The organism is Ligilactobacillus sp. WC1T17, from assembly GCA_900110005.1.
In the GTDB taxonomy this organism is placed as follows: Bacteria; Bacillota; Bacilli; order Lactobacillales; family Lactobacillaceae; genus Ligilactobacillus; species Ligilactobacillus ruminis_A.
Window position 1 is genome coordinate 203,149 of record FOCC01000001.1, and the last position, 21,514, is coordinate 224,662.

The window sequence follows — 21,514 nt, forward strand, 5'->3', positions numbered from 1 at the left end:
TGTGATGAAAGGGGCTATTTTTGATTTAGACGGCGTGATTACCGATACAGCTAAATTCCACTTTGCAGCTTGGAGCCAGCTGGCAGCTGATAAATTGGGTTTGGATTTGCCGGCTTCATTTGAAACGGAGCTTAAAGGTATCAGCCGAATTGAATCTTTGGAACGTATTTTAGCTTTTGGCCATTTGGAAGATAAATATACGCCAGCAGAAGTTGAAGCTTTGGCACAAGAAAAAAACGGCTACTACTTGAAGGCGATTGATACTTTGACTAAAGATGACATCTTGCCAGGGATTACGCGTTTAATTGAAGAATTAAAAGCACATGGAGTGAAGCTTTCGGTAGCTTCTGCTTCCAAAAATGCACCGTTTATTTTAAAGAAGCTGGGGTTGTTTGCTGAGTTCGATGCAATCGCTGATCCGGCTAAAGTTGCCCACGGCAAGCCGGCACCTGATATTTTCTTGGCAGGTGCCCAAGCAGTGGGACTTAATCCCAGCGACTGCGTAGGAGTTGAAGATGCAGTTGCTGGTGTGGCTGCTATCAAAGCTGCTGGCATGACGGCTGTGGCTGTTGGCTCTCCCGAAGAGTTAAGCCAGGCTGATGCTGTTGTACCGACTACAGCTGATTTTTCCTATGACCTTTTTGAAACCACGTGGGAAAAAGCGCATCAATAATATTAATTAAAGCCAAGGGGAACCTTGGCTTTTTTATTAGCAAAAAAGCTTGAGATAACGCTTACAAAAACTTATAATAGAAGGGGACTGCTTATAAAAAGAGGTGGAGTTATGAAAATGATGACACTTAACTGTCATTCGCTTTTGGATTATAACCCTGAAAGACAGATTCAGGAACTGGTTGATCAAATTGTCAGAGAAGAAATTGACGTGTTTTCGTTACAAGAAGTTAACCAGAGCCGCTTAAATTTTTCAGTAGGCAAAAAAACGCTGGTAAAACAGGGTTATAACCGAGCAGAAGATGACTTGTCCGTAGTTAAAGCTGATAACTTTGCTTACCGGCTGTCACTGGCTTTAAGCCGTGTGAAACTTAAGTTTAATTGGTCCTGGTTAAAAGTACGTGAAGCAGGTGATTTAGAAGTCGGCACGGCTGTTTTTTCACGCTTGACGTTAGATCAAGTCAAGAAAATCAACCTTAAAACCAGTCAAATTTTGCTGGCCAGCCTGCATGATGAAGACCATACAGTTGTGTGTTCTGCCACGTTTAATGGTCAGGCACCATATATTTTTGAACAAGAATGGGATAATTTTCAACTAGCCCTGAAGCAATATCGTCTGATGCATGATCCAATTTATGTTTTGGGAGATTTTAATGTGGATGCCGAAACCGATGAACACCATTATAGCGAAATGTGTAAGTGTTTTACTGATACGTACCATACTGCGATTTCCAAGGGGGATGGGATGACAGTAAGGGGGTCTTTAAATGGTTGGGATGACCACGGTATTTCGCAAAGAGTGGATTATATTTTGACCAGCGATGAAGCTGAGGTCTCATATAGCCGGGTTTGTTTTGATGGTATTTTGGGTCCGCGTATTTCAAGTCATGCCGGTATTTTGATTGAAGTGCAAAAAGAGGCTTGTATTTGCTAAGCGAAAGGTGAATGGGTAAAATAAAACTGGAGGGATGCTTATGCCAAAAAAAGTTGCTGTTGTTTTAGCACCCGGCTGTGAAGAAATTGAAGCTTTGACGCCGGTTGATATTTTACGTCGTTTAGGTGTTCAATGTGACATGGTGGGGTTATTTGACCTCAAGGTTGAAGGCGGACACCAGATTATGCTGACAGCCGATAAAACGCTGGATGACAGCTTATTAGATTATGATTTAGTTGCTTTTCCGGGAGGTTTGAAAGGGGCGCAAAACCTCAGAGATTCAGCCAAGTTAAAAGCTTTGATGGTGGAACGTGCGCGTCAAGGCAAATGGAACGCTGCGATGTGTGCAGCGCCAATAGCCTTTGCCCGCTACGGGTTGCTTGACGGGACCCAGTATACGATGTATCCGGGGATGAACGCTGACATTGAAGCTGAGGTTAATGCCGGACACTTCAAAGAAGATATCGTGGTTATTGATCACCAAAAGCACATCTTAACCAGTCGCGGACCAGCCACGGCGATGGCCTATGGTTATGCCATGGCACAAATCCTGGGTATAGATACTAAAGACCTTGAAAAAGGAATGCTGTACGAGTTTTTAATGGCACAAAAATAAAAAACACTGAAAAAGGGTTTGGCTGGAGCTGGGCCCTTTTTCAGTGCAAATGGTTATATAAAAACTTCAGCGCCACAGCTATGCCCCAAATAAGGGAAACGATAAAGCAGATTTCACCGATAAGGATAAAGCGTAAATGGCTGGCGAATTCTACTTCTGGACCAAGGCTGCTAATCAGCGGCAAGATGACGCTTAAAGCTAATAAAATAAGAGGAAACTTAAATCTTTTCATACTTACAATTTATCAGGAAAATGTAATTGTATTGTTAATAAGAGATTAAAAAAAAGTAAAGACCACAAAAAAGGCTAAAGGGATTCTCCCTTTAGCCTTTTAGTTTATCTATTTTTCAATGTTGAACAGTTTTGTCTGTTTATCTAATTCATCAGAAACATCTTTTAAGTCAGCCATATTTTGCGTGAATTCATCCATGGTTGCCAAAACTTCTTCGGTATTAGCCGAAACTTCTTGGGTCCCAGCGGCATTTTCTTCGGTTGAAGCTGAGATATTTTCCAAGCTTTCCAAAACGTTGGCTTGGATTTTTTCAACTTCATCAGATGATTTCTTAACACCTGCAATATTTTTTTCTAATTCATTGGTCTTGGTGTAAACTTCAATGGTTGAAGTAATGGCTTCACGGATTAAATCAGACTGCTTTTGACCGCCTTCAACGGAAGCTTTGGTCTTTTCAACCATTTCATCTGATTGAGACTGAATATTATTAATAATCTGTTTTATGTCAGCTGTGGAATCTTTGGTTTGGACCGCTAACTTCCTGATTTCTTGGGCGACCACGGAGAAGCCGCGTCCGGCTTCGCCTGCGCTGGCAGCTTCAATCGAAGCATTTAAGGCTAACAGGTTGGTTTGCCGGGAAATACCGTTGATAGCTTCGATAATCTTATTGATATCGCCTAGATCGTTGGCCATCTTTTGGACGCTAAGCATCAAATCCCGCATGGAATTAAGTTCGCTATTCCAGTTCATATTAACCTTATCCATGGTATCCATGTTATGTTGGTTAATAGAAACGGATTCACGCGAGCGTTGCGCAATTTCTTTCATGTTATCAGCTAAACTGGTTAAAACATCAGATAAGTGCTGTACTTGAGTAACACTTTCCTGCGTTTCTTGCGCTTGGGAGGAGGTTACTTCGGCAATGCCGGTAACGGTCTGAGCCACATCTTCAACAGCCAAATCCGTTTGCTTTGACAAAGCCAAAAGGGAGCCGGCCATGGAATCGACGCGTTCGGCGTTATTTTGGACGGTTCCGATGAGTTGGGAGACCGAAGTAATCATTTGGTTATATTCATACGAAATTTGGTTAAATTCATGACCATACTTGTCGGGCTGCATGAAGTTTGAAGCCAAACGTTGGATGAAATTAGCATCTTTAAGGTGTTTTTTGGTATCGATTTTAGCTAAATTACCATGGGCAGCTTCTTTAAGTCGGTTCTTCAACATGTTAATACCAGATGTCATCCAAGCAATGGTAATCATGGTTGTAGCAATAATCAAGATAATTAATACGACGCCAATAATCGCTGTTAAGCGGGCGATGGAGTTGCGTTCAACATTAAAGTCAGTCTTTTGAACTTTGGCAATGGCCCAAGTAACACTGGCATCGTCGCCTTTATCAAAGTAGATATCTTCGGTCTTTGATTTGCCCTTTAAGTGGATGGTTCCTTGCAAAAGTTTCGATTTGGCTACAGCCTTGAATTCAGGACTTGTAGCAATATTTTGACCGATTTTATAGGTTGAGCCTTTGGCTCCGGTGGATTCAATAACAGAACCGTTATTAGAAACCAAGGTTAAACTACCGGTCCGGCCGACCTTGGTTTTGGAAAATTCGCGGACGATATTTTTATAGGAAACGTTGTAGCAAAGGACACCGACTTCTCCTTGATCGCTTTTAATCAAGGTTGAAGCGGTGGTTTCCCAGTCATTAGTGCCTGGAACCTTATGTGGAGTGGTGTAGTAGACTAAGCCGTTGTTTTTTAAAGCCTGCTTGTACCATTCTTGCTGACGCAGTGTTTTAGGGTTGCGGACCTTGGAAGTTGATACAAATTTACCGTCTTTTTGGACAAAGATTGCATTTGTATACGCGTCATTACCTGAAATAGAAATTTGCATGCCCTGTTTAATTTGTGACAAATTAAATTTAGTTTGCAAGAAAGGCTCATATGACAGGGTCACCAATTTCATGGTAGTCGTTTTATTGAGCGTATTGCGGGCCGCTTGAATGCTGGCCGTAGCGGATTGTTTTGAAAGCTGGTTTCTTTGCAGCAGCAAATTCGTATCGCTCATAAAAGAAGCAATCCCTAAAGTAATACTGGGAATGAAAGCAATCAACAATAAGATAATCATAATCGGACGTCCAACAGTCTTTTTACGTCTAGCCTTCATGATAAAATATCTCTTCTCCTTATTTATCTAATATTAAGATAGGATTATAGCATAAATTTAAGTATTATTTAAGAAATTTAATTTAAAAAAAGAAACTTAGTTTAAACTAAGTTTCTTTTTTACTAATAATTATCAACATTTTGCGCTGTGACGGGCGTAAAGGTGTCCAAAACATATATTTGACTAGCTGAAGCACCCTTTAAAGAGTCAACCTTTTGTTTATTGCTCAGCAAGGTGGCAGCTTTAATGCACAATTTGCCTTGCCGATTGACATTTTGCAAGGCTGAAAACTGCATGACGCCTTGTTTGATATCTTTTTTACCGACAGCCGAAGCATCAATGCCGCAAATGATGGGCAATTTATGATTAGCTTTTTGAAAAGCCTTGATGGCGCCATTAGCCATGTCATCATTATTAGCGGCTAAAACGTCGACTTTTTGCTTGGTTTTTAAAAAGACAGACATTAAATCCTGTGCGGTTTGTTCATCCCATTGGCCGTCATCTTCAAAGACGTAATTAATTTTTTTATTAGAAGCTTCAAGGCCGTCTTTTAAGGCGTTGGTCCGTTTATTAGATGAAATCGAACTAGCACCTTGCAGGATAGCGACATTGATTGTTTGCTTTTGGGCAAATTTTTGCAGGATGTATTTAGCCTGCAATTGGCCGGCTTGCTTTTCATCAGGTCCGACATAAATGTCTTTATTAGCCACTAAGACATCTTCATCCGGTTCCGAGTTATAAAAAATTACAGGTGTTTTGCCGGCTAGAGCAATCATTTCCTGGGCATTATTGGCTTCGACGGGACGGATCAGGATAGCGTCATATTTAGCCTTAACGGCCTTTTTTAGCTGCGCAATCTGCTTATCGCTGGAGTTATTGGCGTTGAAGACAGTGGTTGAAGCTCCATTTTGTGAAGCGGTCTGCTGCATGGCTTTAATCAGATTACGGTTGAATGTATCGCTGTTAGTATAAGTTAAAATCGCAAATCTTTTACCGGTTTCCGAGTTTTTTTGGCTGCTGCAGCCACTCAAAAGCAGGAGACAGGCAAAAGCTAAGCAGTATACGGTAAATACTTTTTTGAACATAAAATCCTCCTTTAAATCTTGAAGCGGTTGACTTCGTGAGCCAAATCTTCGGAAGTATCTGCCAGGTGCTTGGCTTCTGTCGCAACTTGGCTGCTGTTTTCAGCGATTGAGGCAGCTTGGGATAAGGTTGTTTCAGAAGTAGCACTGATTTCGTCGGAGCTGGCAGCCTGTTCTTGCGAGATAGCAGCGACATTGGTAGCAACTTGATCAACGCCATCAATTTTAGCGACCACTTGGGAAATCATACTGCTGGTTTCTTGAATGTTCGTGTAAATTTGATTGAAGCTGTTAATCGCTGTGTTGATAAGGCCAGCACTATCAGTGATATTTTTGACACTGGTATCAGCTTGGTTGACGGTATCAGCTACTAAAGTATTCACTTCTTTAATTAAATCATCGATTTGCGCTACAGAAGCAGCACTGCTTTTAGCTAAATTATTGATTTCAGAAGCTACTACAGCAAATCCCTTGCCGGCGTCGCCAGCTCTGGCAGCTTCAAGGGAAGCATTGAGCGACAAGAGGTTGGTTTGATGGGCAATTTCACCGATAATTTGGACGATATTGACGATTTCACCAGAAGCTTGGCCCACCTTGTTAATGGAAGCCTGCAAAGTAGTGACGGCTGTCTGAATATTATTTAAGGCAACTGCGACTTGTTGCATATCTTGCCGACCTTGTTCGGTGACATCGACGGTCTCATCCATTTTGGCACGGGCCTGGTCACTGTTATCTTTGGTGTCAGTCACAACTTCAGCCAATTGGCTGGCATTTTCAGCGATGTCAGTGACAGAAAGCGACAATTGGTCTACAGTGGTATTTAATTCATTCATCGATGTGGTTTGTGTTTCGGAAGCTTGATGCAGTTTATTAGCGACATTTTCGCTATTTACAGCCTGTTTTTCCAAGCTGCCTGAAATATTGGTGATTTTAAGCAGCATTTGTCGCATATTTTGAATGAATTGGCTGACGCTTTGTGCCATAGCTGCAATTTCATCACTGCCTTTGGTGTGAATATCAACGGTAAAGTCGCCGTTTGACATTTGAGTGATGACCTGTGTCATTTGGGTGACTGGTTTAAGACTGCGGCTCGTAATGCGGGCGATAGCCAAAGCGACTACCAGCAGGGTAATGATGCTGACACCAATCATAATCAGCCGCAATTTGTATAAATTAGCCAAAATAACACTGGTTGGAATATAGGAGACTAAAATCCAATCAGTACCGCTAATTTTGGTTATGGCAATGAAATTTTGTCCCTTTGTTTTAGTTGCAAAATCACTGCGCTTAATCATTTTTGAAACTTTACGGTAGACACTAGGCATTTTAGCAGCGGTTAATTTTTGGCCGACATAATTTGAATTGCGGTCAGCCATTACGGTGTAATCCTTAGAATTGACTAAAAAAGCTTTAGCTCCTTCCATGGAAATATTCGAGTTAACAATAGTGGAAACGCGGTCTAAATTAAAATCAGCCCCAATAACCTGAAGATTACTTCCTTTGTTGGCAATAATACCAGTAGCTGAAATAACTCTTTTACCGCTGTTATTCGTATAAGAAGCGCCGAATTTCAAGTTAACATGCGTTAAAGCTTGTTTATACCACGTCTCTTTGGCAGGATTTTGCGGAATCTTTTGGTCAGATTTGGCTGCCTGCAGATAATGACCTTGACTATCAGCAACATAAATTCCGTTAGGGGAGTTGGAATTAAAGTTGTAATAGCCATTGATTAGCTGCTGCAATTGCGCATCGTTAGGATTAGTTGCTTCGATGGCTTTTTTAGCTGAACCAAAGATATCCAGATTTTGGGCAATCCAATTTTCAATGCCGTCTTGCTGCTTTGAAATTGATGTTTCTAAAAGGCTTTGCGATTCCTGCCGAATAATCCGTGCTGAGAAAAAATAGGAGATGACGACTAGGATGATAATCATCAGCAGGGTGATGGGCAGGGCAGTTAAAAGCAATTTAGCCTTAAGCGAGAAGTTTTTATTCTTCACAAAGTTAACCTCCAAAAATAAGATATAATTGCATTCACAATCCTTTTATAACACGGTAATGTTAAATTTTTTATTAATAATTGTGAAGTATTAAACAAAATTTAAGCGTTTGCTGTTTTTTTATGTTTAAATAAGCGGTTTCTTTTGCGGAGTTAATTGTCCTTTTTTATTTATTATTTTTTATGCAAAGACAGAATCTTTTAGCCTAAAAAAGCTGATAATCATGTATAATGGCAAGTGAACGTAAAAACGTTTAAATTATTGCTAACAAGGGGTGGTTAAAGTTGAAGCAACCAATTATTTCATTTAAGCATGTTGTCAAATGCTACGACGATGATGTACCGGTTTTGAAGGATATTACTTTTGACATTGAGGAAGGAAAGTTTTACACCTTGCTGGGGCCGTCGGGTTGTGGCAAGACAACAATTTTGCGGATGATTGCAGGCTTTTCAGAGCCGACAAAAGGCGATATTTTCTTTGAAGGTCAGCGCATTAATGAAGTGCCGGCTAACAAGCGTCAAGTTAATACCGTGTTCCAAGACTATGCTTTATTCCCACATATGAATGTTTATGACAATATTGCTTTTGGGTTAAAGATTAAGAAAATGCCTCGGGACGTGATTGATCAAAAAGTCAAAGAAGCGCTGAAAATGGTCCAATTGGCCGGTTATGAAAAACGTGGAATTAATGAAATGTCTGGGGGACAAAGGCAGCGGGTTGCCATTGCTAGGGCGATTGTCAATGAACCTAAAGTCTTGCTTTTAGATGAACCCTTGTCAGCTTTAGACCATAAATTACGGCTGGCAATGCAGTACGAATTGCGGGAATTACAGCAACGATTGGGGATAACCTTTATTTTTGTTACGCACGATCAAGAAGAAGCTTTGGCGATGAGTGATGAAATTTTTGTGCTGGATAATGGCAATATTGTGCAAACCGGCAGTCCGGTGGATATTTACGATGAACCAATTAACCACTATGTGGCTGATTTTATTGGCGAAAGCAATATTATTGAAGGAATTATGCTGCGGGATAATCTGGTTAAATTTGCCGGCAAGGAATTCGAATGTGTAGATGAAGGCATACGGGAAAATGAACCGGTTGAAGTGGTTTTGCGTCCGGAAGATTTGGATTTGACCGATGTTGATCATGGTAAATTAAAGGTAACAGTGGACACTGTTTTATTCCGTGGAGTGCATTATGAAATTATCTGTCATGATGAAGTACAAAATGAATGGATGGTGCATACCACTAAAAAAGCCGAACCTGGAAGTTTGATTGGCCTTTATTTTGATCCTGAAGATATCCATGTTATGCGCTTTAATGAATCTGAAGCTGAATTTGATGCGCGTTTGGACAGCTATGAAGGTTAGGCGGTGTTATTTTGAAGAAATATAATACCTTATTTGCGATTCCTTACTTTATTTGGCTGGTTTTATTTGTGATTGCACCGGTAATTTTGATTTTTGGCTACTCTTTTTTAGATAGTCAGGGCCACTTTACCTTAGCCAATTATGCGACGTATTTTGCTTCCGGCAAATATTTGATGATGACCTTTAACTCTGTTTGGTATGCTTTTTTGATTACTTTGGTTACGCTGATTGTCAGTTATCCGACGGCATATTTTTTAACGAAATTAAAGCATCGTGATTTATGGCTTTTGCTGATTATTTTGCCGACTTGGATTAATATGCTGCTGAAGGCCTATGCTTTTATCGGGATTTTTGGTTTGCATGGCAGTATTAACCACTTTTTGCAGTTCTTTGGCTTAGCGCCGCATCAATTTTTATTTACGGATGTCGGTTTTATGGTGGTAGCTATGTACATTCAATTGCCATTTATGATTATCCCGATTTTTAACGGCCTAGAAGAGCTCGATAACTCTTTAATCAGAGCTTCGCGGGATTTAGGAGCCAATGCGTGGCAGACTTTTACCAAGGTGATTTTTCCCTTGTCTTTAGAAGGGGTTAAGTCAGGTGTTCAAGCGGTCTTTATTCCATCGCTGTCCTTCTTTATGATTACCCGCTTAATTGGCGGAAACCGGGTCATTACTTTGGGGACAGCCATTGAAGAGCATTTTTTAGTGACGCAAAACTGGGGGATGGGGTCGACCATCGGGGTGGTACTGATTATCGCGATGTTTATTGTGATGGCCCTCACATCCGAACGTAAAAAAGGAGGGAAAAGATAATGAAAAAAAGCCGTTTTAAATGGTCTAATCTCTATTTGATTTTAGTCTTTTGCTTTTTATACATCCCTATTTTTTATTTGATGTTTTATGCTTTTAATGCCGGCAGTACCATGAATAAATTTACCGGTTTTTCGCTAGCACATTTTGGTGAATTATTTGCTGATACGCGGCTGATTATTATCTTGTTAAATACCTTTATCTTGGCTTTTTTATCTGCTTTGATTGCGACTTTAATCGGAACTTTCGGGGCTTTGTTTATTTACTACGTCAAACAAAACCGCTCTAAAACCTTGCTTTTGTCGTTGAATAATATTTTGATGGTGTCGCCGGATGTTATTATCGGGGCTAGCTTCTTGATTTTATTTACGACTTTGGGGACAGCTGTAGGCAGTTTGAATTTAGGTTTTATTACGGTGCTGTTATCCCATATTGCTTTTAGTATTCCAATTGTCGTTTTGATGGTTTTGCCTAAGATGCAGGAAATGAATGATTCGATGGTGGATGCTGCCAGAGACCTGGGCGCTTCTAATTTTCAGGTATTAAAAGACATTGTGCTGCCAGTATTGTCGCCGGGAATTATTGCGGGATATTTTATGGCTTTTACGTATTCGTTGGATGATTTTGCGGTAACCTTTTTTGTCACCGGCAATGGTTTTACAACGTTGGCTGTCGAGATTTATTCCCGGGCACGCCGGGGTGTCAGCTTGGAAATTAATGCTTTAAGTACACTGGTCTTTTTGATGGCGTTAATCCTGGTTATTGGCTATTACTATATCAGCCAAGATACTGGCAAAAACAATTCTAAAGGCGGTGGTGTGAAATGAGAAGATTGCAAGCACTCTTGCTGGGAATTGTAGCAATTATCCTGCTGTTAACTGGCGGAGCCTGGTTTTTGAACCAATCTGACGGTGCTAAGGGGTCAAAAATCATCAATATGTATAATTGGGGCGATTATATTGATCCTAAATTAATAACGAAATTTGAAAAGCAAACTGGCTACAAGATTAATTATGAAACGTTTGATTCCAATGAAGCGATGCTGACAAAGATTAAGCAAGGCGGCACGTCATATGATTTAGCGGTACCCAGCGATTATATGATTCAAAAAATGAAAAAAGCTCACTTATTAAAACCGCTGGATCAAAGCAAACTACCTAATTTGAAGTATATTTCTAAAGACTTTTTAGACCAGCCGTTTGACCGGCATAATCGCTATTCTGTCCCTTATTTTTGGGGGACTTTAGGGGTTGTTTATAACGACAAGTATTATCAAGCAAGTGATGTTAATAGTTGGAATAAACTGTGGAATCCTAAATTTAAAGGACAGATTATGTTTGTTGATGGTGCGCGTGAATTTATGGGAATTGGACTGGCTAGTTTAGGTTATTCTTTGAACAGTAAAAATGATGCGCAGCTCAACCAAGCCTATAATAAGCTCAAAAGTTTGACTTTTAACGCTAAAGCGATTGTTTCGGATGAAATCAAGATGTATATGGAAAATGAAGAAAGTAAAGTAGCTGTGACCTATTCGGGGGAAGCCAGCGAAATGTTGTCTGAAAATAGTCACCTGCATTATGTGGTGCCTAATGGCGGGACGAATTTGTGGTTTGACAATATCGTTATTCCCAAGACGTCTAAGAACACCAAAGGAGCCTATGCTTTTATCAATTTTATGCTTGATCCCAAAAATGCAGCCCAAAATGCGGAATATATTGGATATGCAACCCCAAATAAAAAAGCGCTCGCTTACCTGCCTAAGTCGATTACTAATGATCGCCAGTTTTATCCTAGCCAAAAGCAGATGGCGCAAATGGAAGTCTATGAAGATTTAGGCCAAAAATATATTGAAAAATATAATGATTTATATTTGGAATTAAAAATGTATCGGCGTTAAGAGCAAATATTTGTGCAAAAAATAGCGAGCATTTATAATAAAGGTGTAAAGAAAAAACCCTAACATACAATATCTCAAAAAAAGGATGCCTTTTTAGCATCCTTTTTTGGGGTATTTTGTCTGTAAATAAAAAATGGTGCTTGTTTTTCCACACAAGCACCTGCACCGTATAATCTAGAAACTTAAGCATAGCATGCAGTTTGGTTTTTGTCAATAACACAGATGTGAAATAACGAAAAAAGATAGCGATTTAACAGCTGATATAGCAATGATTTATCTTGATGCTTTTTATTTGCAATTAATTTTAAAATGACTACAATTAAAGGTGAAGATATCAGAAAGGAAGTCTTATTATGGCTAATGAATTAACTAATCGTTTTAATGATTTAATGAACAGCGGGGATGAATTCTTTTCTAATGTAGGACGTTCCTTGTTCAACTTTGATGACAGTTTTAAGAGCCTGAAGTCGGATATTAAGGAAACCGATACGGACTATACAGTTGCTATTGATGTGCCTGGTATTGACAAAAAAGACATTACCATTGATTTTAAGGATGGCGTTTTGACCGTTAATGCTAAGCGTGATTCCTTCAGCGACAAGAGTGATTCTCAAGGAAATATCTTATCAAGCGAACGCAGCTATGGACGTTTCTCACGTCAATACAGCTTCCCAAATGTCGACAAGGATAAGATTAGTGCTAAGTCAGAAAATGGCGTTTTGACGATTACTTTGCCTAAGACTGAAGAAGAAATTTCTAATACAAGTCACATTCAAATTGATTAATTAGGCTGATTAAAAGCCAAAAAGGCTGAATTCCACGAGCGGGATTCAGCCTTTTTTTAATGTTTTGATAGCTAAAATTAATGGTTGAATTGTGATTACTCTGCGATTAATTGCTTAAAAGAAGCATCTCTTGTTAAGAAAATTAGAAAAAATATTTTTTTATTAATTTTATATTGCCTTTTTAATAAAGCGAGTATATAATTTAAAACAATCTTAAACGAGTTAATAAAAAGTGAAGGGAAGCACGCATATGGATGTCAAAAAAACAGTCGCAGCTGGGATGGCAGTTGCATCCGTTGCATTGGCTTTGACGGCTTGCGGTAAGAGCTCATCAAGTTCAAGTAATGGTAAATTAGCAGATAAACAAGTTTTAAATTGGAATGAAGCCTCAGAACTTTCAACTATTGATCCTTCTTTAATCCAAGATACTATTGGCGGTGACATGTTAAACAACACGATGGAAGGTCTTTACCGCTTAGGTAAGAATAGCAAGGTTGAACCAGGGATTGCTACGAAGACTAAAGTATCTTCAGACAAGATGACTTATACATTCACCTTGCGTAAAAATGCCAAGTGGTCTAACGGCGACCAAGTGACAGCTAAAGACTTCGTTTATGGCTGGCGCAGAACCGTTAACCCTAAGACCGCAGCTTCCTATGCTTACTTGTTCTCAGGCATTAAGAACGCTGATGATATTATCGCCGGCAAGAAAGACGCCAGCACTTTAGGGGTTAAAGCAGTCGGCAAGTACAAGTTGGTTGTTACTTTGGATAAAAAGTTGCCATACTTCAAGCTTTTAATGGGCTTTGTGGTCTTTGCTCCACAAAACCAAAAGGCAGTTGAAAAATATGGTTCTAAGTATGGTACAGCTTCTAAGTACATGGTTTATGACGGACCATTTACAATGACAGGCTGGACAGGTACGAACCTCAAGTGGTCTTTGAAGAAGAACAAGAATTACTGGGATAAGAAGAATGTTAAGCTGACAGCTATCAACTTCAGTGTCAACAAGAGTACGACTACTTCTTACAACTTGTACCAATCAAAGAAATTGGATGAAACCATCTTGAGTACTGAACAAGCAAAACAACTTAGTTCAAACTCTGATTACAGCGTTTTGAAGCAAGCACGGACAACTTACTTGGAATACAACCAAACCCAAAAAGCCTTCCAAAATAAGAAGATTCGTCAAGCAATTTCTTATGCTATCGATCGTAAGCAATTGGCCAACAAAATCTTAGGCTCTGGTACATTGCCATGCTTAGGCCCTGTTTCTAAGGGACTTGTTTCGCGTAACGGCGTAGACTTTGCGGATGCCGCTAAGACTTCAACCGGGGTTCAATACAACAAGAAGAAGGCTCAACAGCTTTTGAAGGAAGGCTTGAAAGAAATCGGCCAATCGAGCTTAAGCTTCTCAATTTTGGGCGATGATACTGATAACTCCAAGAAGATTACCGCCTTCTTGCAAAGTCAAATCGAAGCTAACCTGCCAGGTACAAAGGTTGAAGTGCAAAATGTTCCATTTAAGAACAGAATTGCTAAGTCCGAAGAAGGCAGCTTTGATGTCGTTGTTTCCAGCTGGGGCGCTGACTTCTCCGACCCAATCAGCTTCCTTGATTTGTACACTTCCGATAACTCTTACAATATGGGTAAGTGGAAGAATACCGAATACGACAAGTTGATTGCTAAGTCTAAGACCACTGATGCCGGCAATGCTTCTGCACGTTGGGATGATATGGTTAAAGCTGCTAAGTTGATTAACGAAGAACAAGGTATCGCACCATTGTTCCAATTGAACCAACCACAACTTGTTCGTACCAGTGTTAAAGGCTTAATCCAAAATACTGCTGGTTCAGTTAATAACTGGAAGAATGTCTACATTGCTAAATAACTAAAATTTCACATAAAAAAGCCGCCTTTAAAGGCGGCTTTTTTTATGCTTGTTTAACGATATTTTTTTTTAAATTAAGGTGTGATTGAAACATAGGTGTGTAATCATCAACTTCAACGAGGAAATGCGGGCGTCTTTTACTTTCTAAGAGCGCCTTGTAGGTGTAAATGCCCACTAAGCCGATGGCAAAGAGCACCATTCCGCCAACCGTCCATAAAGAAAGATTTAACAAGGTTAAAGCTGAGACATTGGCAAAGGCCGTAATGATGAGGCTTAACATGCCGATGCTGAAAATTACCAAGCCGGTACCGGTGATGAATTTTAATGGGAAATCCGTCAAAGAAGTTAGACCGCTAAAAGCCAGCTGCAGCATTTTTTTGAGCGGATATTTGCTTTCGCCCAACATCCGTGGAGCTCGGTCGTAGTAGACAATGCTGCTTTGGTAACCGAGCTTAGGGACAATACCACGTAAGAATAGGTCTTCTTCGGTGTAGGTTAAGAGACTGGTGACGGCTTTTTTGGACATCAAGCGGAAATCAGCGTGATCTTTAATGAGGTTAACTCCCATTTTCTGCATTAAGGTGTAGAATAGTTCAGCCGAATTAAGTTTGAACCAGCTGTCTTTGGTGCGTGCTTTACGGACGCCATAGACAATTTGATTGCCTTTGAGCGTTTCATTGACCATGTTGAAAATCTTTTGGGGATCATCTTGCAGGTCGCAATCAATGGTAACAATCCAATCAGAGAATTTTACGGCTGTTTGCATGCCGGCTAAGAGAGCGTTTTGGTGCCCGAAGTTGCGGGAAAATTTCAAGCCTGAAAAAAGCGCATCTTGTTGTTCGAGCTCTTTAATAATGTGCCATGTTTGGTCGGTAGAACCATCGTCTACAAATAAAATTTTGCTTTTGGGTGAAATTTTTTGATTCAAAATCAATTGGCGCGTAATTTTAGCAAAGACTTTTGCTGATTCGGGCAACATTTCTTCTTCGTTGTAGCATGGCACAACGATGGTCAGCGTATTTTGCATATCTGTCATCCTTTCTGTCAATTAATTTAGTTTGTACAAGACACCTTGACTTTGACCGCCAGGGCCGCCTTGTGCGCCCGCTTTGCTTGAGGCTTTTGTCTTTTGGTTTGATTTAGCTTTCTTGCTAGGAGCTCCGCCCATTTGGCCAGGACCGCCTTGACCTTGGGTACCGCCCATTTGACCGCCAGGGCCGCCTTGACCTGGAGTCATGCCTGATTTAGCGCTTGGCTTTTTGAATGATAAGGTTTTAACTTTTGAAATTGAACTTGAGCTCTTGCCATAGACGACAGTGCCGTGCTTTTTGACCCACTTCACAATTGCTGAATTGGTGGTTTTGCCTGACAAGTAGAAGTATTTAACCTTGCCTTGCTTAACTAATTTTTTGAATTCTTTGAGTGAGATGGCATTATCGGTACCATTGTAGCCACCGATGGTCATCACGGCTTTGCCGGTTTTGATGATGTAAGGGGCAGCTGTATTAGAATCCATGGTAGCAAAGAGATATTTGGTATTTTTAGCATGTTTATTGAGATATTTGAGCATCTTTTGGTCGACATTTTCAGAGCCTAGGCCGCCGGAATTATTTCCGGAGGTCAAAAGACTTGGACCGGCACTTGGAACGGCTGCTGATTCAGAAGCCAAAGCCGGAGTCAAAGCCCAAAAGCCGGGTGCTAACAGTAAGATAAATATTGATACTTTAGCGAAAAGAGCCTGTTTTTTGTTGTTTTTTTGACTGAAATACAGGTAGCAGGCGACGGCAACTAAGGATAAGCCCGCCAGCAGTCCCGCAAAAAGCATACTGTATTCGGCCACGTACCAAGCTTGCAGTAAACCGGTGATAGCTAAAGCACCCGCTAAGAAGTAACGCAATTTGCGATTTTTTTCTTTGAAGAGCTGGCTAAAACCAATCCCTGCTAAGACGGCAATCGGCGGCGCCAACATGACGGTGTAGTATGGGTGGAAGAAGCTGGCGACGGAGAAGAAACCAGCTACCGGAATCAGCCAAGCGGCCCAAAAGACTAATTGCTTTTGACGGACATTTAACTGCCAGAATTTCTTTTTACGATCCATCAGAGCATAGAAGCTGGCAATTAAGCCGGCGATACCGAAGGCCAAAAGCCAGCCGATTTGTCCGCCTAAAGCACGTCCGAAGAGACGGAAAGGTCCAATAGTACCAATGTTAAATGGATTGTTTTGCGTGCCGGTGCTGCCACCTTTCCCGCCCACTTGGCCTGGGCCGCCTTGGCCACCCATTTGGCCGGTTGGAGCTTTTGCTTTAGTGGTCGACTTGCCTTGGTTAGGCATTGCTGGAGCATTTGAATTAGATGATGGTTTCTTTGTAGTCGACTTTTTATTGCCCATCCCTGAGAAGCGGCCGCCAATCCCAGTTGACTGTCCTAATAAACGTTGGGCGCCATTGTAAGAAAAGGCTAATTCTAAGACGGAATTATGAGAAGAGCTGCCGACGTAAGGTCTTTTCGAAGCAGAGGTAAGGTCAACCGATAAGGGCCAAATTAACGTAAAAATAGCTAAAACAACGGTTGCTAACCCCATATGGGCTAAACGCTTTTTAAAGGATACCTTGGAAGCGATGAGGTAAAAAAGATACATCGCTGGTAAAATCATAAAGGCCTGCAGCATCTTAATGTTAAATGAAATGCCAACCAAAGCAAATGAGATTAACAATAGTGAAAGCTTCTGTTTTTTGACGGCTTTTTGCAAGAGCAAACCAGCCAATAACAAGAAGAAGACCAAAGTGGTATCCATGTTATTTGTGCGGGCATTGGCAGCAGCGATTGGTGTCAATGCCATGACTAAAGCACTGATTTCGGCGACTGTTTTGCCAAAATAAGGTTTGACCATGGCATAAATGAGGTAAACGGATAAGACGCCAAAAATTACTGAGGGTAAAACGATACTCCAGCCGTGAACCCCAAAGATTTTAGCCGAAATAGCCATGAACCAAAGAGCGACCGGCGGTTTGTCAACGGTAATAAAACCGGCCGGATCGAAGCTGGCATACCAAAAATTATGCCAGCTTTTGGTCATGCTGACGATAGCAGCAGTGTAGTAGTTATTAGCGCTGCTTGCGTTCCAGATATTCCATCCGTAAAGGAATAAGGCTAAAAGCATGATTAAAGCCAGCTTAGGATTTATTTTTTTGAAGCTGTCCTTGAGATTCATGAGGGGACACTTCCTTTCTTAAAATTTAATTGTGCTTCATTTTAGCAATTAAAAATCAAGAAAAGCTTGGTCGAAGCCTAAGAATTACTGAATATGCTTTAAAGAAAAATGTAAGAAAAAAAGCCTTAAACTTAAGGCTTCTTTATTTTTATCTTTTTTTGAAATGGTCATGGAAGGATGTGATGGCTAAAAATAAAATCAGCATAAATGAGATCAGATATCCGCCCACCCCAATGTTATAAATTGCAGGATGCCCGGCACTTCCCTGGACTAAAAGCGAAGAACTCATAATGATTGCTGCTAAAATAATGGTAATGATAATCCGGTTGACAATGACTTCTATGCGGTCTAAGAGGCGGTCTTGCCCCTTTAATTTTAAGGTGAGCCGCCCTTGACCCTGGGTTAAGATATCCAGCATTTGATTTAGTTTAATCGGCAGCTGCGGGGTAGCTTTAGCAATTTGAGCCAAAGTTAAAAGGGTGTTTTCAGCTTCGGTTTTCAAGTTTAGCTTGCGTTTCAAGTAGTCTTTAGTAAAGGGACGCGCTACATCCATCAAAGACATATCAGGATCTAATTGGGCTACTAACCCTTCCAATGAACCGAAAGCTTTGACCAAAAGCGTGACTTCAGGTTTAACCTGAAGGTGGTTTTTGCGACACAACTCGATTATTTGATAAAGCATAGATGGAAAATCGATTTGGCCTAAGCCCTCTTTTAAATAAGGCTCTAAAAAGATGCCTAATTCGGCATAAAAATCTTCGGGATCCACTTTTCCTGTCCGGTTGCAAACGGCTAAAATGGCTTGGCCAATTGCGCGGATGTCCCGCCCAACAATAGCAATGACAATTTTAGCAATGCCATCAGCCAGCATAGGCGTCAAGTGGCCCATCATGCCAAAATCCAAGTAGACAATCCGGTATGGCGGTAGGACATGCTGCTTAGTGGCTTTGACTTCGACTTTGCCCAAGGTTTTTTTGACAACTTTTGATGTGCCATATTGGACGTGGTGGTCGTCTTTAGGTAAGTTATAAAATAAAATATTACCCGGATGAGGGTCAGCGTGGAAGAAATTATCCACAAAAACCTGTTTAATGAAGTTTTGCACCAAAATTTTGGCGACATATTTGCGGACTTTAAGCTGTTCTTGGCGCGTTGCTTCATCCTTATCTAAAGGGGTGTCAGCCAATTTTTTGATACTTTGACCCTTCATTTGCGACGTAACGAGAATTTTTTGGGTGGAATATTTGGTGTAAACCTTAGGTACTTTAATGATATCGTGGTCATTGTTTAAGCGGTAAAAGGCTTGACTGTTTTTAATTTCAACTGAAGTATCAATTTCATTGAGCAAAGATGTTTGCAGCTCATTTAAAATTTCCTTAGGGTCGATGACACTAATATCAGGTATGAATTTCAAAAAGCGCAGTGCCTGCCGGAATAAAGCTAAATCGGTTTCGACCAGTTCTTGGACTTTAGGGTGCTGGATTTTAACCACGACTTGGGTACCATCTTTTAAAACGGCACGGTGGGTTTGACCAATCGAAGCAGAAGCAAAGGGATGCTCTTCAAAAGAAGCGAAGGCCTCGCTTAAATCTTCGCCGGTTTGTTCTTTAAAGGTTTGCTGCATGCTGGCAAATGAATCAATTTCAACGTCATCTTGGAGTTTGCTAAATTCGGCGATAAAGGAAGGTGAAATTAAATCAGGTCTGGTTGAAAGAATTTGTCCTCCTTTAATGAAAGTTGGGCCGAGTTCTTCTAAGGCTAGTCTGACTTCTTTGGGGTTGGTTTGCTTGGAAAAATTATGGATAAAATCATGGCTGCGCATGATGCGGACAATTTCTAGCAAGCGCGAACGCCGGTCTTTTGCGGTAATTTCATTGATACGGGAGTTGTGTTCATTGCTCATAAAAGTCACCTGCCTAAGTTATTTTCACATTTATTGTAGCACAGTCTAGCAAATAGCCAAGCTGGTTAGATAAGGTATTTAAAATCAAATTAGCATAAAATTAGATAAAAATTAAGAAAAGACTTGCAAAAGATGACTAAAGGAAATATAATTTAATTGTACATTAGAGAAAGGTAAGTATATAGATAGGAGATTATGAGTATGAAGAATCTTAACAAGTTAATGGCTGCTAGTGCAACTTTAGCCATTGCAGGGCTAGCACTAACAGGTTGTGGTTCAAAATCATCTTCAAGCTCTGTTAAGCAAGTTTTGAATTGGAACGAAGCTTCAGAACTTCCTACGATGGATTTATCAACCGCTACAGATACGATTTCATTTGATATGTTGAACAACTCAATGGAAGGTTTGCTCCGTGTGGGGAAGGATTCTAAAGTTGAACCGGGGATTGCCAAATCTTACAAAGTATCGAAAGACGGCTTAAAGTATACCTTTAATTTGCGCAAGAATGCTAAATGGTCTAACGGTGATGCTGTTACAGCTCAAGATTTCGTTTATTCTTGGCGCCGGACTGTTGATCCTAAGACAGGTTCACAATATGCTTATCTTTTTGACGGAATTAAAAACGTGGATGATGTTTTAGCTGGCAAGAAGCCTACATCAGCTTTAGGTATTAAAGCCGACGGCAAGTACAAATTGACAGTTACTTTATCCAAGAAACTGCCATATTTCAAACTCTTGATGGGATTCCCAAGTTTCTTCCCACAAAATCAAAAAGCAGTTGAAAAATACGGCAAGAAGTACGGGACAGCGGCTAAATATATGGTTTATGACGGTCCCTTTAAGATGACCGGCTGGACGGGTTCAAACTTGAAGTGGTCTTTGGTTAAAAATACCAACTATTGGGATAAAAAACATGTTAAGCTCGATAAAATCAACTTCATGGTTAACAAGAGTACCACAACTTCTTACAACTTGTATCAATCCAAGAAGCTTGACCAGACAATCTTGAGTACTGAACAAGCTAAGCAGCTTTCTAATGATTCAGCTTATACAGTCATTAAAGAAGCCCGGACTAATTACTTGGAATTCAACCAAATGAAAAAAGAATTCCAAAACAAGAAGATTAGACAAGCTATTTCTTATGCTATCAACCGCAAGGAATTGGCAACCAAGATTATGGGTGCTGGTACTTTGCCATCCAAAGGCATTGTTTCTTCCGGCTTAGCTAAGAGAAATGGCGTCGACTTTGCCGATGCAGCTAAGACCACAGCCGGCGTTAGCTATGATAAAGCCAAAGCAGCTCAGCTTTTTAAGGAAGGCTTAAAGGAATTGGGCCAAAGCAGCTTATCCTTCACCTTGTTAGGTGACGATACCGATACTGCTAAGAAGATTACCGCATACTTGCAAAGTCAGCTTGAATCTAATTTGCCCGGCTTGACAGTCAATGTTTCAAATGTGCCATTCAAGACCCGTTTAAGCCGGTCCGAAAACGGCCAATTTGACGTCGTTGCCTCTGCTTGGTCAGCTGACTTCTCTGATCCAATCAGCTTCCTTGATTTGTTTACTTCTGATAATTCTTACAACAACGGTAAGTGGAGCAATGCTCAATATGACAAGTTAGTCACAGCATCGAAGACTACTGATGCCGGCAATCGTTCTGCTCGTTGGAATGATATGGTTAAAGCATCTAAGATTTTAAGCAATGAACAAGGTGTTGTACCTTTGTTCCAGCTTAATACACCATCCTTGTTAAGAACAAACGTCAAGGGTGTTATCCACAACACTGCTGGTGTTTCCTATAACTGGAAAGAAGCTTACCTGTCTAAGTAAGGGTTATTCCTCAACGTTTTCAATTTACATTTGTTCATAAGCCTCTTTAATGATGCTTTTGAAATGCCTTTTATACACAGTTAGACAAAACCGCAGTTCAGGGCTGC

The 21,514-nt window shown here is 40.5% G+C and carries 16 protein-coding genes; 10 read left to right on the forward strand and 6 right to left on the reverse strand.

Going from position 1 to position 21,514, the window contains the following annotated elements:
* Positions 1-4 precede the first annotated feature (4 nt).
* The 3 genes from pgmB to BMX26_RS00980 all read left to right on the forward strand — a co-directional run bounded on the left by pgmB (position 5) and on the right by BMX26_RS00980 (position 2,222).
* The gene (gene pgmB / locus BMX26_RS00970) at positions 5-673 is read left to right on the forward strand and encodes a beta-phosphoglucomutase (protein ID WP_075529606.1); all 669 of its coding nucleotides are present in this window, start codon (positions 5-7) and stop codon (positions 671-673) included.
* A gap of 111 nt (positions 674-784) precedes the next feature.
* Entirely contained in the window at positions 785-1,606 is an 822-nt protein-coding gene (locus BMX26_RS00975; RefSeq protein ID WP_075529607.1) for an endonuclease/exonuclease/phosphatase family protein, read from the forward strand.
* A 40-nt stretch (positions 1,607-1,646) separates the two neighbouring features.
* A complete protein-coding gene (locus BMX26_RS00980; RefSeq protein ID WP_075529608.1) occupies positions 1,647-2,222 on the forward strand; it encodes a DJ-1 family glyoxalase III in 576 nt (191 codons plus the stop codon).
* Positions 2,223-2,562: 340 nt separating this feature from the next.
* Here BMX26_RS00980 and BMX26_RS00990 read toward each other — a convergent pair whose 3' ends face one another.
* The 3 genes from BMX26_RS00990 to BMX26_RS01000 all read right to left on the reverse strand — a co-directional run bounded on the left by BMX26_RS00990 (position 2,563) and on the right by BMX26_RS01000 (position 7,702).
* Complete coding sequence (locus BMX26_RS00990; protein WP_075529610.1) at positions 2,563-4,623, reverse strand: methyl-accepting chemotaxis protein; 2,061 nt, start codon at positions 4,621-4,623, stop codon at positions 2,563-2,565.
* Positions 4,624-4,745: 122 nt separating this feature from the next.
* Positions 4,746-5,708, reverse strand: coding sequence for a sugar ABC transporter substrate-binding protein (locus tag BMX26_RS00995; protein ID WP_075529611.1), 963 nt, complete (start codon positions 5,706-5,708; stop codon positions 4,746-4,748).
* A gap of 11 nt (positions 5,709-5,719) precedes the next feature.
* Complete coding sequence (locus tag BMX26_RS01000; RefSeq protein ID WP_225355172.1) at positions 5,720-7,702, reverse strand: methyl-accepting chemotaxis protein; 1,983 nt, start codon at positions 7,700-7,702, stop codon at positions 5,720-5,722.
* 284 nt (positions 7,703-7,986) lie between these two features.
* Between BMX26_RS01000 and BMX26_RS01005 the strand changes: the two genes are divergently transcribed.
* The 6 genes from BMX26_RS01005 to BMX26_RS01030 all read left to right on the forward strand — a co-directional run bounded on the left by BMX26_RS01005 (position 7,987) and on the right by BMX26_RS01030 (position 14,463).
* Complete coding sequence (locus tag BMX26_RS01005; protein WP_075529613.1) at positions 7,987-9,075, forward strand: ABC transporter ATP-binding protein; 1,089 nt, start codon at positions 7,987-7,989, stop codon at positions 9,073-9,075.
* A gap of 11 nt (positions 9,076-9,086) precedes the next feature.
* On the forward strand, positions 9,087-9,893 hold the full coding sequence (locus BMX26_RS01010) for an ABC transporter permease (RefSeq protein WP_075529614.1): 807 nt from the start codon (positions 9,087-9,089) through the stop codon (positions 9,891-9,893).
* Positions 9,893-10,717: an ABC transporter permease gene (locus tag BMX26_RS01015; RefSeq protein WP_075529615.1), complete on the forward strand. Its 825-nt coding sequence runs from the start codon at positions 9,893-9,895 to the stop codon at positions 10,715-10,717. Before BMX26_RS01010 ends, BMX26_RS01015 begins: the two co-directional genes overlap by 1 nt.
* Positions 10,714-11,787 (forward strand): ABC transporter substrate-binding protein, encoded by a 1,074-nt coding sequence (locus BMX26_RS01020; protein WP_075529616.1) that lies wholly within the window; start codon positions 10,714-10,716, stop codon positions 11,785-11,787. Before BMX26_RS01015 ends, BMX26_RS01020 begins: the two co-directional genes overlap by 4 nt.
* Before the next feature lie 353 nt (positions 11,788-12,140).
* On the forward strand, positions 12,141-12,572 hold the full coding sequence (locus tag BMX26_RS01025; RefSeq protein WP_075529617.1) for an Hsp20/alpha crystallin family protein: 432 nt from the start codon (positions 12,141-12,143) through the stop codon (positions 12,570-12,572).
* A 250-nt stretch (positions 12,573-12,822) separates the two neighbouring features.
* Positions 12,823-14,463 (forward strand): peptide ABC transporter substrate-binding protein, encoded by a 1,641-nt coding sequence (locus BMX26_RS01030; protein ID WP_075529618.1) that lies wholly within the window; start codon positions 12,823-12,825, stop codon positions 14,461-14,463.
* Between the two features lie 43 nt (positions 14,464-14,506).
* On the opposite strand, the gene BMX26_RS01035 is transcribed toward BMX26_RS01030, so the two are convergent.
* From BMX26_RS01035 to BMX26_RS01045, 3 genes are all read right to left on the reverse strand, one after another.
* The gene (locus BMX26_RS01035) at positions 14,507-15,490 is read right to left on the reverse strand and encodes a glycosyltransferase family 2 protein (protein ID WP_075529619.1); all 984 of its coding nucleotides are present in this window, start codon (positions 15,488-15,490) and stop codon (positions 14,507-14,509) included.
* A gap of 21 nt (positions 15,491-15,511) precedes the next feature.
* Positions 15,512-17,674, reverse strand: coding sequence for a glycosyltransferase family 39 protein (locus BMX26_RS01040; protein WP_075529620.1), 2,163 nt, complete (start codon positions 17,672-17,674; stop codon positions 15,512-15,514).
* Positions 17,675-17,822: 148 nt separating this feature from the next.
* Complete coding sequence (locus tag BMX26_RS01045; RefSeq protein ID WP_075529621.1) at positions 17,823-19,577, reverse strand: ABC1 kinase family protein; 1,755 nt, start codon at positions 19,575-19,577, stop codon at positions 17,823-17,825.
* 201 nt (positions 19,578-19,778) lie between these two features.
* Between BMX26_RS01045 and BMX26_RS01050 the strand changes: the two genes are divergently transcribed.
* Positions 19,779-21,407, forward strand: coding sequence for a peptide ABC transporter substrate-binding protein (locus BMX26_RS01050; RefSeq protein ID WP_075529622.1), 1,629 nt, complete (start codon positions 19,779-19,781; stop codon positions 21,405-21,407).
* Positions 21,408-21,514: the final 107 nt, after the last annotated feature.